This window comes from Candidatus Chlorobium masyuteum (genome assembly GCF_011601315.1).
In the GTDB taxonomy this organism is placed as follows: domain Bacteria; phylum Bacteroidota; class Chlorobiia; order Chlorobiales; family Chlorobiaceae; genus Chlorobium; species Chlorobium masyuteum.
The window spans coordinates 200,303-213,276 of record NZ_JAAORA010000003.1; the positions used below are offsets into that span (position 1 = coordinate 200,303).

Consider the following 12,974-nt stretch of genomic DNA (forward strand, 5'->3'; position numbering starts at 1 on the left):
GTTCATGGCTTCCCTCCTTTCTTGCGCGTTGGCTTTGGCGGTAATTGCCTGACAGCTTTCTCGAATTCTCCGCCAGCTTCATCAATCTGCCGAATACGGTTCATATTGAATTTTTCATATTCCGCCTCAGCGAGTTCTTTCGCCATCTGGTGGGAAATCAGGCCTGCGTTGTTGAGGATGTCGCGGTCATTCAGAGTAAGGAAACCATGAAGCTTGCCTATCTACTCTCTCATGTGCATAGGCACGCGACGCATAGCCTGGCCCTCAGCAAACACAAGGTATTGCTCAACAAGATTGTTCAGCGCTACAAGTTCCTCTTCGTTAAGATAGTTCTTGGCAATCGTTACATCTTCTTTACGCACCTTCACCCCTCGCCAGCTGTCTGGCCCGTTATTGCCCAATGCATCTTGTTCTGAACAGTTTGAAAAAATCCGATACTCTCCGGCATCGTCGGGTCGTAGTCAATGCTGGTGGCGTAGATGTCGGTAATCTTCTGGTAGAAACGCCGCTCGGAGGTTCGAATATCCTGAATGCGCGGAAGCAACTCATCAAAATAATCAAAAGGCAGGTCAGGATTTTTCAGCCGTTCATCGTCGAGAACAAACCCTTTGATGATGTATTCCTTCAATCGCTGGGTCGCCCAGATGCGGAAACGAGTGGCGACAGCACTTTTTACCCGGTAGCCTACTGAGATAATGGCATCGAGGTTGTAATACTCCAATTCACGTTTCACTTTACGAGCACCTTCCTGTCGAACTATTAAGAATTTCTTAACAGTTGCCTCATTCGATAACTCCCTTTCTTAAAATATGTTGCGAAGGTGCATACTAATATTTGGCACACTGGTCTGAAACAACTCTGCAATATCTTGCTGAGCCAGCCAGACCGTTTCGCCCTCCAGACACACGTCGATCTTTGTCCGCCCGTCTTCGGCAGCATAGACAAGGAACTGACCCTTAGAAGGCTGATCTGGTACTCTGTATTCATTCATGATTCCAATACCTCCCAGATATTGTTAGCAATTATTGCCGCCAGCACGCAGGCCTCGGCGTTCCACTTTACTTCAGCCATTTCGACATCCGCTCTTTCACTTCCGTGTGCGAAATCGTCTCTCCGGCATTATCCTGCTGGATTCCTCTATCAACTTTCGCCAAAATTAGTAGACGCTCCATAGCCTCCTCAAATGTGGTATTGACAGGAAGCGCTTCAACTGCCTGAATAATTTTCTCTTTTGCCGTCATAGCAAAGCACCTCCTTTATCTGCTTGAACAATAATGGAGAGTACGTTACTCTGCCATGTCAAGGATTCCCTTATTATTTCCCCGCCGTGTAATTTACGCATCTGTTGTCCAACTCGCCACATCATAAAAAGTTACTGGTATGAACACTACTTTCAATAACGAGCCAGAAATCCGGGCTGTTACTATATCACCGTGGAATATTTGATTAAATAGGATAATCGCCTATGATGTGTAAAATTAACAGTATTTTGAATCGTGTTCGAAAATGCGCGGTTCAGGCGGATCAATCAAATTATTGTTCGACAAGCGTGGAGTGCGCGGTGGTAAACACCCCCTCTGGAAGCTGTCGGCTCCTGAAACACCCGGCTGCGCGAATCTCTTGACCAGAAAATGGAGTGATGCACAATGAAAGTTAAGAATGCTGCAAGGGACTTCCCCGTCGTTTGTGTTGGAGGTTCGGCTGGTGGTCTTGATGCATACATTCGGCTGCTGCAGAATCTGCCTGCTGACCTCGGAGTCGCCATCGTCATCGTCAATCACCTCAGAACTGTGGCTACCCGGTTGCACGAGATCCTCCCGAAATACACGACGATGCCCGTTGAGTTGATCACCGACGACCTGGTCATTGAGCCCAACCACGTGTTCATCATCCCGGAGAAGCGTGACCTGCATGTTCTTGATGGCGAATTCCGCCTTGAGCCGATCTCCAAGCCCCGGGGATGGCCTGACGTGATCACGGTCTTCCTGCGTTCCCTCACGGAGAACTGGGACGGGAAGATCATCGCCGTCATCGTCTCCGGTTATGACGGCGACGGGGCGGCAGCGCTTTGCGGCATCAAGGAAGTTGGCGGCATCACCATTGCCCAGAAGCTTGACACTGCGGCACAGCCAGACATGCCCGAAAGCGCAATAGAGACCGGTTGCATCGACTTCATCCTTGCACCTGAGAGTATCGCCAGTGAAATCGCCAGAATCGCACGATCGATTTAGTATCACATCACGCATAGAAAGCCGTATACATAGCTGGCAACGTCAACTTCGGGGACTTTTCTGAACAATTCGCCCTTTTGCTACTGCTTTAGCCAGATTCTCTTTTACCCTGAACTGCACAATCCGGCTTATCAAATCAAGCGGTACCGGCTTTCCATGAGGAAATCTGATAGTCCCCTTTGCACAATCATAAACCGCTAACTCTTTCCGGAAATGCTCAACAGCGGAAGGAGCAGGATAAAAGCCGATATGGGTTTTGAATGCTGCGAAGTGAACCAGATTACCATGCAGCGTAAAGGTCGGCATCTGATAGCTTATTTTCTCATCCGCATCCGGAGCCGCAGCCCTGACGGTCGCCCTGATTTGCTCCAGAGTTTGGCGGATCTCCATGGGAAAACCCGCAATGTACTCGTCGATACTTTTCGGCGACTCCTGTTTCATCACTTTTCAATTTTTTTCAGCATTTCCCAATCGTTACCTCCTCCGGACGGAAAAGAATCGAATAGAAAGGTGGTCTCTTTTTCTACCAATATGGCACTCCTGCGGCGCTTGAAAAACATAATCAATATGCCGTCAATCATCAACATGGAGATTCCCGGTACTCACGCCGAAACCTTCCGGTAGCGTTTGACGGCAAGGACGAGCATGAGGGTGGCGAAGAGGGTGAGGATCAGGAGCGGGCTTGCGATTTCGGCTATGCCGGAGCCTTTGAGCATGACCCGGCGCATGATATCGACAAAGTGACGGACAGGGTTGAGCATGGTCATAGTCCGGGCCCACTCGGGCATGCTTTCGATGGAGGTGAAGAGGCCGGAGAGCAGGGTGAAGATAACCATGAAGAACCAGGCGATAAACATGGCCTGCTGCTGGGTGTCGGTGACGGTTGAGATGAGGAGCCCCATGCCGAGCACAACCAGCAGATAGATTCCGGCAACAAGATAGACAAGCGCGTAACTGCCGAGCATCGGCACATGAAACAGAAGCCGGGCAATCACCAACCCGACGCTCAGCTCACCTATACCGATAATCCAGAGCGGAAGCAGCTTGCCGGTGATGAACTGGTAACGCTTGATCGGAGTAACATTGATCTGGTCGATCGTGCCGATCTCCCGCTCGCGCACCACATTCATACCCGAAAGAAAGAGGCCGATCAGGGTGACCAGAATAACAATAATGCCCGGTACCATGTAGTGTGTGTACTTGAGCTCGGGATTGTACCAGTTTGAGGAGACCATGGTGATCTGACCCGCCGCCTCAACCTCCCCTCCCGGAATGAGCCGTTTCAGCTCCACGCGATTGAAGGCGGAGACAATCTCTCCGGCATAGGTCTGGATCACGCCTGCCGAGAACCCATCCTCGGCGTTGATCATGAGCTGAACCGGGGCGTGACCGGTGGTGACCAGATCGCGCTCGAAACCGGAGGGAATGACAAGCACCAGATCGGCATTGCGCCGAACAAGCTCGCTCAGGCTCTGTTTGTCTGAAGAGGAGTAACCGGTCAGATTGAAGTAGCCTGAGGCGGTGAACTTTTCGGCAAGCTGCCGTGAAGTTGCCGATCGGTCCCGGTCCTGCAGGTGAAAGGGTACCCGCGAGACGTCAAAGGTGGCGGCATAGGAGAGAATCACAAGCTGGATGAAGGGCAGCACAAAGATGATCGGCAGCATTCCCCTGTTGCGGAAAATCTGCAGAAACTCCTTCTGGAGGATAAATAATATGGTTCTCATCGAATGATCTGCCTCAATAAATTCATGTTATCTCGCTCGATGTGTTATGTCTACCAATATCGCGCTCCTCAGGAGCTGCTATTGAAGTCGTACTTTAAACTTCTTTATGCTTGCAACAATCAAAACCGTACTCATCGCCACCAGTACCAGCGTCTCCTTCCAGATGTAGCTGAATCCGGCACCTTTGAGCATGATACCCCGCACAATGATGAGATACCACCTGGCAGGGATGATGTTGCTGATCATCCGGAGCGGCAGCGGCATACTGGCCACAGGAAAGATGAAGCCCGAAAGCAGGATGGTCGGAAGCAGCAGCCCTGCAAGGGCGATCATCATGGCCACCTGCTGTGAAGAGGTGACCGAGGAGATGAAGATGCCGAGCGAGAGCGCGGTAACAATAAAGAGCAGCGACTCAAGGAGCAAAAGCAGCATGCTCCCCCTGCACGGGACCCCGAACACAAGGGAGGCAACGGTGATGATGGTCACCACATTGATGAAGGAGAGGAGAAAATAGGGTGCCACCTTGCCGATAATGATCTGTGCGGGGCGAAGCGATGAGACCAGAAGCACCTCCATGGTTCCGTTCTCTTTCTCGCGCGTGATGCTGATCGAGGTCATCAATGCGGAGACCAGCATAAGAATGAGCGCCATAAGCCCCGGAACAAAGAGATCGACGCTTTTCAGCTCCGGGTTGAAGAGCATGAGAGGAACCGCAACAACTCCGGCCTCCCTCCCCGCTCCCGGCAGGGTACTCCCCTGATACTCCTGCAGCACAGAGGCTGTATAGCCGGAGACAATACGGGAGAGATTCGGATTTGAGCCGTCGGTAATCACCTGCACCTCTGCCCTTCCATCACGCTGCAGACGGCGGGCAAAATCGGGCTCAAAAACAAGCGCTTCGGTGATGCTGCCGGTAGAGAAGGCATCCTCAATCTCCCGCTCCGAGTGCACCTCCCGGGAGAGCATAAAGTAGCCCGATGAGGCAAACTTGCTGATAATTGACCTTGTCACCGCATCGCGGGATTTGTCGAACACCCCGAGTTTGACATCCTGGATCTCGTTCCGGATGGCAAAACCGAAGATGAGCAGCTGAATAAGCGGCATGCCGAAGAGGATGACCGCCGTTCTGCGGTCGCGGAAAATGTGGAGAAACTCTTTGGTGAGAAACCCTATAAAGCTTTTCATCTCCCTGCCTCCGGTTTTGACCTCGCCAGTTGGATAAAGAGCTCATTCATGCTCTCAACCCCGTATTTCTGCTTCAACGCTTCAGGGGTGTCGAGTGCGGCCACCCGGCCGTCAACCATGATCGAGATGCGGTCGCAATACTCGGCCTCATCCATGTAGTGTGTTGTCACAAAAACGGTTACGCCCCTCTCCGAGGCCTCGTAGATCATATCCCAGAATCGCCGCCGTGTTACCGGATCAACACCGCCGGTCGGCTCGTCGAGAAAGACGATTTTCGGTTCATGCAGAATGGCTACGGAAAAAGCGAGTTTCTGTTTCCATCCGAGCGGCAGTGAGCGAAGGCGTGCACTGGCTGCATGCTGCAAATCAAGTGTCTCAAGCAGCTTCGCACTCTTTTCGCGAATGGCCGCATCGGAAAGTCCGTAGATTCCGGCAAAAAAGCGGATGTTCTCCTTCACCGTCAGGTCATCGTAGAGCGAAAATCGCTGGCTCATGTAGCCAATGTTCCGCTTCACCTTTTCGGACTCGGTGTAGAGGTCAAATCCTGCAACTGAAGCAGTGCCTGTTGAGGGCGTGAGCAGACCGGTCAGCATTCTTATTGCTGTTGTTTTTCCGGCACCGTTGGCACCGAGAAAACCGAATATCTCCCCCCTGCCGACCGCAAAAGTGAGCTTATCGACCGCCACGAAGTCGCCGAAACGGCGGGTGAGCTTATCGGTATTAATCACCGGTTCACTCATGAACTGCACCCGTTTTCGCCTCCATGAGCGCCATAAAGGTATCCTCGATTCCGGGAGCGATTTGCTTCACCTCAACCTCCGTAAATCCCTGCCGCCGGAGCATTTCAAACAGCACTTCGGGGCTTTGGTTGTTTCTTTTTGATGTATAGTGCACCGCACGGCCAAAGGCATAGACTGAGTGCGCTTCGGATGTGGAGCGCAACCAGGCAATAAGCTTCCAGGTTTCTCGGGCACGAATGGAAAAAAGCTGCTTTCGGAAGAGGGTGGTTATGGCCGAGGGAGTTTCAACCGCAAGGAGCCGCCCCTCCTGCATGAAGGCTATCCGGTCGCAGAGCGCAGCCTCATCCATGTAGGGTGTGGAGACAAGCGTGGTGATCCCCTGCTCTTTCAGGCGGCCAAGCATCTGCCAGAACTCCGCGCGCGAAACCGCATCGACTCCGGTAGTCGGTTCATCAAGCAGGAGCAGCTCGGGTCGGTGCACCAGAGCACAACAGAGAGCCAGCTTCTGCTTCATTCCTCCGGAGAGTTTGGTGGCCCTCCGGTGTTTGAAGGGCTCAAGCTGGATGTAGATATCGCGGATAAGGTCGTAATTCTCTTCGACTGTGGTACCGAAAATGGTGGCAAAAAAGCGGAGATTCTCCTCAACCGTCAGGTCCTGATAGAGCGAAAAGCGGCCGGGCATATAACCGATCCGGCGGCGGATGTCGCGGTAGGAGGCGACCACGTCAAGCCCTAACACTTCGGCTTTACCACCGCCCGGCAAAAGCAGGGTTGCAAGAATCCGGAGCAGGGTTGTTTTGCCTGCCCCGTCAGCACCGATAAAACCGAAGAGCTCACCCTCGCCGACAGAGAGTGTCATCTCCTGAAGCGCTTCGACTGCGCCGAACCGCTTTGCGAGGGCAAAGAGCTGAACTGCCTGTTTAGCGCTACTCACCCAACGCGTGTCCCACCTTTTCCCGCTATTGGAATCTCCTCCTGCTTCTCCTCCGAACTTTTTTCTCCTGCGGGCTCTGCACTCTCCTCTTCGTTGACGATCTCCATCAACTCATCGAACTCATTTGACTCTTCTACGGACATGTTAACAGCATGGATTGTAGTTACCGGAAAAATGTATCGACATACTCCGAAAATGTTCAGGCGCGGTTTTTCACCCGCCTTTTCCACCGGCTTTTCCCGTTAGTGGAATTTCCAGCTCCTGCTCCTCTTCACTCTTTTCTCCTGCGGGCTCGCTCTGCTCATCTTCGTTGACGATCTCCATCAACTCATCGAACTCATTTGACTCTTCTACGGACATGGGGCTGTTTTTTTTGAGTTAGGGAAAACGTGCCAACCGCACAACAGGAAATGTAAGGAAAGATCCTTCTAACAAGCAGCGAGAGCTTGTTTTATATTGCTATCAATACCATCCTGATCACAAAACCCGCTTCTGCAGTCGCACTTCGCCCGGCATACCGATCCTGAGCAGGCCGTCGCGGTTCCGGACCAGCACCTTGATCGCATAGACCATACTGACCCGCTCCTCTTTGGTCTGGATGATTTTCGGGGTAAACTCCGCCTTTGCAGAGATCCAGGAGACTGTACCATGCAGCACCTTTCCTGCGCCCGTCGCCCCGTCCACCTCCACCTCAACCTGCTGACCGATCTTCACACCCGAAAGCTGGGCTCCGCTGAGATAGACCCTGAGGTAGATGCGCTCAAGATCAGCGATCCGGTACAACGCTTTTCCTGACGAGGCAAGCTCTCCCGGCTCGGCATATCTGGCGAGCACCACGCCGGTGACCGGGTTTTTAATAACACTTTTTGTTATCTGGTCATCAATCTGTGCCAGACGCGCAGATCTGGCCCGTATATCTCCTGATAGTCCGGGATACTCGGCTTCAAGAGAGCCTATCTGCCGGTCAAGAACCGTGATCCGGTTTTCAAACTCCTCAAGCTGCCGTGAGGGAACTGCCCCCTCGCTGAGCAGCCTCCGGTATCGGGCGCGGTCACGCATCATGTTTGAACGCTCTGCCTGCAGCACACTGATCTTTGCGCCCAGTCCCGGCTGTTTGGCCTCAAGAGCCTCCCGCTCCGCCTTGAGCTGCATCTTCGAGTAGTGCAGCTGTGTGGTATCAATAACAGCCGTGACCGCCCCTTTCTGCAGGGTAGCTCCCTCCTCTGCATCAAAACGCAGCAACCTGCCGCTCGATTCAGCCGAGACAATGATTTCAGTAGCCTCAAAATTACCGTACCCGTCAGCCTTGTCGTTACGGTGACATCCGGAGAAGAGAAGCATGAAAAGCAGAGTGATGGAAACTCGCATTACCGGTCGATCAAGTCGTAACATTTTAAAGCGTAACAGGAGAGTTAAATAGTTCACATAGTTTCACATCCCGAGAAAGGCTTTTTTTACCTCAGGATTATTGAGCAGCTCTTCTCCGGTGCCGGAGAGAACGATGGAGCCGGTCTCAATGACATAACCGCGATGGCTTATTTTCAGTGACTGGTAGACATTCTGCTCAACCAGCAGAACAGTTACACCGCTTTTATTGATAGCGCGAATCGCTTTGAAAACCACGTCGGTGAAAAGCGGCGAGAGTCCAAGGCTCGGTTCATCGAGCAGAAAGAGTTTGGGACTCGCCATAAGCCCCCTGCCGATTGCGAGCATCTGCTGCTCGCCGCCTGACATGGTACCTCCAAGTTGTTTGCGGCGTTCGGCAAGGATGGGAAAGAGGGCATAGACCCGCTCAAGATTCTCCGTCCTATCTTTCTGGCAGAGAAATCCCCCCATCATCAGATTCTCAAGAACGGTCATTTCAGGAAATATCTTGCGTCCTTCAGGAACATGCACCACTCCCCGCTGAACAATCCTGTGCGCCTGAAGGCCGCTGAGCGGCTGATGATTGAAGGTGATGGTGCCGGATGACTTGATGATGCCTGAAACAGCCTTGAGCAGGGTTGATTTTCCTGCACCGTTGCTGCCGACAACCGAGACTATCTCCCCCTCGCTGAGTGAGATGTTGATGTTGCGCAACACAACCATTTCACCGTATCCGGCCTGAAGATTTTCTATTTTAAGCATCGAAACCACCTCCCAGATATGCTGCAATAACCTCAGGATTGCTCGTAATCTCGGCCGGAGTGCCTTCGGCAAGCTTCACGCCGGAGTTCAGAACAACAATACGCTCACAGATTGATGTAACCGCTTTCATATCATGCTCGATAAAGAGAATCGTTGTGCCCTCTTCCCGGACATCACGGATGAGTTGAAGAATGGAGGCCGTTTCGGTGTGGTTCAATCCTCCGCAGATCTCGTCAAGCAGGAGCATTTTAGGACGGGTGGCCAGAACACGGGCAAGTTCAAGCTTTTTTTTCAATCCGATGGAGAGCGAACCTGCCAGCTTTGCGGAGTAATCGGAGAGGCCAACCTGCGCAAGCTTCTCCACCGCTATCTTTCTTGCTGCCCCGGCTGACCCGGTTATGGCAAAGGCCCCGACCATCACATTGTCAAGAACACTCAGGCTTGAGAGCGGTTTGACTCTCTGCCAGGTTCGAACCATACCGATCCGGCATACAGCGTCAGGTCGCAGGTTATTGATCTTCCGGTTATTGAACATCACCTCACCAGAAGTGATCGGAACAAAACCGGTCATACAGTTGAAGAGAGTTGTTTTTCCTGCTCCGTTCGGCCCGATAAGCCCGAATATCCGGTTCTCTTCTACCGCAAAGGTAACATCCGACACAGCAATGTTACCGCCGAAGTGCTTGCTCACCTTATTGATTTTGAGGATAGGTTCGTTCATTTCACCCTCCTGAAAAGCCCGAGAATCCCTTTTGGCAGGTAGAGTATGCAGAGCACCGTAATGATTCCATAGACCAGAACATGGGCATGAGCAAGGTTTTCGTTCAAAAAAATGCCGACCGAAGAGGTTTCCGATACCAGACCAAGCTTGACCAGCGCGTCGCCGATCATGTTGGAACGGAGCGCCTCGGCAAGAGGCACAAGCAGGAGTGCTCCGAGAACCGGACCCCAGAGCGTTCCTACTCCGCCGATTATCGCGGTCAGGATAATTTCAATGGAAAGCCGGAGGTCGAGCACGGCTGAGGTGTCAATAAAGCGGATATAGAGCGCATAGAGGCTGCCGGCAACGGAGGTCAGGAGTGCGGATATCAGGAGCGCCCTGTTTTTGTAGAGTGCAAGATTGATGCCGAGAGATGCCGCCGCATCCTGGTCTTCACGGATAGCCTGCAGATAGTATCCGGTTTTCGACTTGCGCAGATACTCCGTTACGGCGAGCGTTACAACGAGAAGCAGGAGCATGCCGTAGTAAAAAGGATTTTTACTGTTGAGATCAAGCCCCCAGAGCGTGACATTTGCGAGCAAAATCCCCTGGGCCCCTCCGGTAAACTCGAAATTAAGCACAGAGAGCCGGATAATCTCTGCTACGGCTATTGAGGCAAGCGCAAAGTAATGGCCGCGCAGTCCGAAAACAATGCTCCCGGTGATAAGGGCAATCAGAGCGGCGACAGCAATACCTGCTGCTGTGCCAATAAGCGGATTGACTTCAAATGAAGAGATCAGAATCAATGTGGTATAGGCTCCGGCACCGAAGTAGGCGGCATGACCGAAGCTGAACTGCCCGGCAAATCCGCCGATGATGTTCCATGCCGATGAGAGTGCCGCCATCATGAGCACGGAGATCAGTATGCCGATGATATAGGGGTTCTCTTCACCGATAAAGAGCGGAAGCACTGCCGTAAAGGCCGCAAAGAGAGCAATGATGAGTGCCTGTTTCATTACTGCCCTCCCTTTTTTCCGAAGAGTCCCTGGGGACGAAACAGAAGAACCGTAAGAAAGAGCACAAAGACAACCACATCCTTCCAGTCTGTGGAGATATAGGTGGCGGCCATCGACTCAACCACCCCGATGATGATCCCCCCGACTCCGGCCCCGACTACCGAGCCGAGACCCCCAAGCACACAGATGGTGAAGGATTTCAAGAGAAAACTGTGACCGGCCAGCGGATGAATATAGTAGGTCGGTGCAATAAGAGCCCCGGCAGTTGCCGCAAGGGCGGTACCGATACCGAATGCAATGGCACTCATTTTAGCCACGTTGATACCCATCAACTGTGCTGCTTCACGGTTCTGGCTTGTCGCCCTGAGAGCCATCCCGGTGCTGCTTTTTGCAAGAAAGAGGTAGAGAACCGCCGTAATCACGGAGGTGATAACAAATGAGAGCAGCAGCGGAACGGAGATGGAGAGACCCGAGGCTGTATTGATGGCGCTGCTCGAATAAGTGGTGGTGAGTATCTTCGGATCGCTGGTAAAGGCGAGCAGTGCGGTATTGCTCATGATCAGCCCGAGGCCTATGGTGAGGAGAATCTGGTTCTGATGTGGATGATCGATAACTCGGTGGATAAATACCTTTTCAAGAATAAAACCGAAAAGAAACGAGACCGGAATGATCAGCAGCAGTGCCAGATAGGGATCAATGTGCAGCAGGGTAAAGGCAAAATAGGCCAGATACATGCCAAGCATCATCAGGTCGCCGTGGGCAAAGTTGCTGATATTCATAACACCGAATACCAGTGACATACCGATACCGGCAAGGGCATAAACCCCGCCAGAGAGAATGCCGGATACGAGGGCTTGCAGGAATAACATCAGGATACTCCGTCTGAAATGGTTATTTGTGAGGGCGAACCGTTTTTCGCCCCCACAATGAAATCCCTCTTACCGTTTGAAAGGGTAAACCAGTCTCTTTTTGCTGAACTGTGCGGGATAGACCGTTTCAGTTTTACCGTTCTGGAGCTGCTGAACCAGCATGGGGTGGTTGTTCTGATTGGTAAAGCCGCTGTAATCGGCAAATTTTACCGGGCCCATGATACCGTTCCAGCTCCCTGCTTTCAAACCGGCGCGAAGTTTCGCGGCTGTTCTGGTTTTGACCGCCGTATCAACCATAATCCGGACGGCTTCATAGGCACAGGCTGCATGGTAGGATGGCTCTTTGGCAAACTTTGCCTGATAGCGTTTCGCGAAATTTGCAGCTCCCGGCCAGTTGACATCATCCGTCCACTGGGTAGCGGAGATGACAAGATTGGATATCTCCCTCTGCTGGGCAAACTGGGCCGTGGTGTAACCGGCTCCCGCACCGAGAAATGCCTTTGGTGCAAGCCCGATCTCCTTGGCCTGACGCATCAGGAGAATGGCATCGGCATCATAGGAGACAAGAAAAACAAGATCGGGATTTGCCGCCTTGACTTTGGAGAGTGTTGCCCGGTAGTCCGGCTGACCCTGCTGGTACTTCTCATTGGCTACCTCTTTCAAGCCCATACTGGCAGCATTGAGCTGAGCTGTTTTTACCGTTGAAACCCCGAAGTCAGTTGCGGCATAGACGTAGGCTATGGTTTTTGGTTTGTATGGGGCCACGGCGCTCAGCAAAACCCTGGAATAGACATCAGCCGGAGCGTTGAGGCGGAACACATTCTTGTAGCCGTTGCGGGTAATCTCCTCCTTGGCGGCAGCGGGAACAAGCAGCGGAACCTGGTACTGGTCTGCCCTGGATGCCACGACATTGGCACATCCCGAGGTGTAGGGACCCACAACTCCGATCACCCCGTCACGGGTAACAAGCTTTTCATAGGCGGCAAGTGCATTCTTGGGATCGCCTCCGTCATCCTCCCTGACGAGATCAACCTGAACACCTTTTGAGCGCAAATCCTCAATCGCCAGAGCTGCGCCGTTGGTGAGATTTTCACCGATCTGCGCCTCTTTTCCGGTAATGGAGTTGATAAATCCGATTTTCAGCGGTGCAGCCTCTCCGGCAAGCGGAAGAGCCAGGAGGACGGCGGCGGCAAGAGAGAGTAGTATTTTCTTCATGTATTGCACTCCTTTGGATTAAGTTGTTCAACCTTCTCGACAAAGCTGCTGCCCTACAATCAAAACTCATTGCTGGTAACCAACCCTTAAAATTACAATACAATATTTAAAAAACGTTATAAATAGAGTCCGCTTTCCGGTATGAAAATCCTCCCCATCCCCGTCAGCACTATTATTATTGAAAAATTTGTACATTTATTCAGCATAACATAATGCGCTATAGCCTAATCAAA

15 protein-coding genes and 1 pseudogene are annotated in these 12,974 nt (G+C 52.2%); 1 reads left to right on the forward strand and 15 read right to left on the reverse strand.

Translation table 11 applies throughout. The features are described from left to right. Positions 1–2: 2 nt before the first annotated feature. Together G9409_RS12195 and G9409_RS07520 are read right to left on the reverse strand one after the other, a co-directional pair. Positions 3–991: pseudogene (locus tag G9409_RS12195) on the reverse strand (virulence RhuM family protein). 67 nt (positions 992–1,058) lie between these two features. Beyond that, complete coding sequence (locus G9409_RS07520; RefSeq protein WP_166808181.1) at positions 1,059–1,241, reverse strand: hypothetical protein; 183 nt, start codon at positions 1,239–1,241, stop codon at positions 1,059–1,061. 405 nt (positions 1,242–1,646) lie between these two features. Between G9409_RS07520 and G9409_RS07525 the strand changes: the two genes are divergently transcribed. Continuing rightward, on the forward strand, positions 1,647–2,231 hold the full coding sequence (locus G9409_RS07525; RefSeq protein WP_166808182.1) for a chemotaxis protein CheB: 585 nt from the start codon (positions 1,647–1,649) through the stop codon (positions 2,229–2,231). 42 nt (positions 2,232–2,273) lie between these two features. On the opposite strand, the gene G9409_RS07530 is transcribed toward G9409_RS07525, so the two are convergent. The 13 genes from G9409_RS07530 to G9409_RS07590 all read right to left on the reverse strand — a co-directional run bounded on the left by G9409_RS07530 (position 2,274) and on the right by G9409_RS07590 (position 12,741). Further along, on the reverse strand, positions 2,274–2,672 hold the full coding sequence (locus G9409_RS07530) for an iron chaperone (RefSeq protein WP_166808183.1): 399 nt from the start codon (positions 2,670–2,672) through the stop codon (positions 2,274–2,276). A 161-nt stretch (positions 2,673–2,833) separates the two neighbouring features. Then, positions 2,834–3,955 (reverse strand): ABC transporter permease, encoded by a 1,122-nt coding sequence (locus G9409_RS07535; protein ID WP_166808184.1) that lies wholly within the window; start codon positions 3,953–3,955, stop codon positions 2,834–2,836. Positions 3,956–4,033: 78 nt separating this feature from the next. Then, positions 4,034–5,140 (reverse strand): ABC transporter permease, encoded by a 1,107-nt coding sequence (locus G9409_RS07540; protein ID WP_166808185.1) that lies wholly within the window; start codon positions 5,138–5,140, stop codon positions 4,034–4,036. Beyond that, complete coding sequence (locus tag G9409_RS07545) at positions 5,137–5,880, reverse strand: ABC transporter ATP-binding protein (protein ID WP_166808186.1); 744 nt, start codon at positions 5,878–5,880, stop codon at positions 5,137–5,139. Before G9409_RS07545 ends, G9409_RS07540 begins: the two co-directional genes overlap by 4 nt. After that, positions 5,873–6,814 (reverse strand): ABC transporter ATP-binding protein, encoded by a 942-nt coding sequence (locus tag G9409_RS07550; protein WP_328700123.1) that lies wholly within the window; start codon positions 6,812–6,814, stop codon positions 5,873–5,875. The genes G9409_RS07545 and G9409_RS07550 overlap by 8 nt, the downstream gene beginning before the upstream one ends. Beyond that, on the reverse strand, positions 6,811–6,957 hold the full coding sequence (locus G9409_RS07555) for a hypothetical protein (RefSeq protein ID WP_166808187.1): 147 nt from the start codon (positions 6,955–6,957) through the stop codon (positions 6,811–6,813). The genes G9409_RS07550 and G9409_RS07555 overlap by 4 nt, the downstream gene beginning before the upstream one ends. 70 nt (positions 6,958–7,027) lie before the next feature. Next, entirely contained in the window at positions 7,028–7,174 is a 147-nt protein-coding gene (locus G9409_RS07560; protein WP_166808188.1) for a hypothetical protein, read from the reverse strand. 117 nt (positions 7,175–7,291) lie between these two features. Beyond that, positions 7,292–8,182 (reverse strand): HlyD family secretion protein, encoded by an 891-nt coding sequence (locus G9409_RS07565; protein WP_235923269.1) that lies wholly within the window; start codon positions 8,180–8,182, stop codon positions 7,292–7,294. Between the two features lie 63 nt (positions 8,183–8,245). Beyond that, positions 8,246–8,941 (reverse strand): ABC transporter ATP-binding protein, encoded by a 696-nt coding sequence (locus G9409_RS07570; protein WP_166808189.1) that lies wholly within the window; start codon positions 8,939–8,941, stop codon positions 8,246–8,248. Beyond that, the gene (locus G9409_RS07575; protein ID WP_166808190.1) at positions 8,934–9,662 is read right to left on the reverse strand and encodes an ABC transporter ATP-binding protein; all 729 of its coding nucleotides are present in this window, start codon (positions 9,660–9,662) and stop codon (positions 8,934–8,936) included. The genes G9409_RS07570 and G9409_RS07575 overlap by 8 nt, the downstream gene beginning before the upstream one ends. Beyond that, positions 9,659–10,657, reverse strand: coding sequence for a branched-chain amino acid ABC transporter permease (locus G9409_RS07580; RefSeq protein ID WP_166808191.1), 999 nt, complete (start codon positions 10,655–10,657; stop codon positions 9,659–9,661). The genes G9409_RS07575 and G9409_RS07580 overlap by 4 nt, the downstream gene beginning before the upstream one ends. Further along, entirely contained in the window at positions 10,657–11,526 is an 870-nt protein-coding gene (locus G9409_RS07585) for a branched-chain amino acid ABC transporter permease (RefSeq protein ID WP_006365923.1), read from the reverse strand. The genes G9409_RS07580 and G9409_RS07585 overlap by 1 nt, the downstream gene beginning before the upstream one ends. Before the next feature lie 69 nt (positions 11,527–11,595). Beyond that, the gene (locus tag G9409_RS07590) at positions 11,596–12,741 is read right to left on the reverse strand and encodes an ABC transporter substrate-binding protein (protein ID WP_166808192.1); all 1,146 of its coding nucleotides are present in this window, start codon (positions 12,739–12,741) and stop codon (positions 11,596–11,598) included. Between the last annotated feature and the right edge of the window lie 233 nt (positions 12,742–12,974).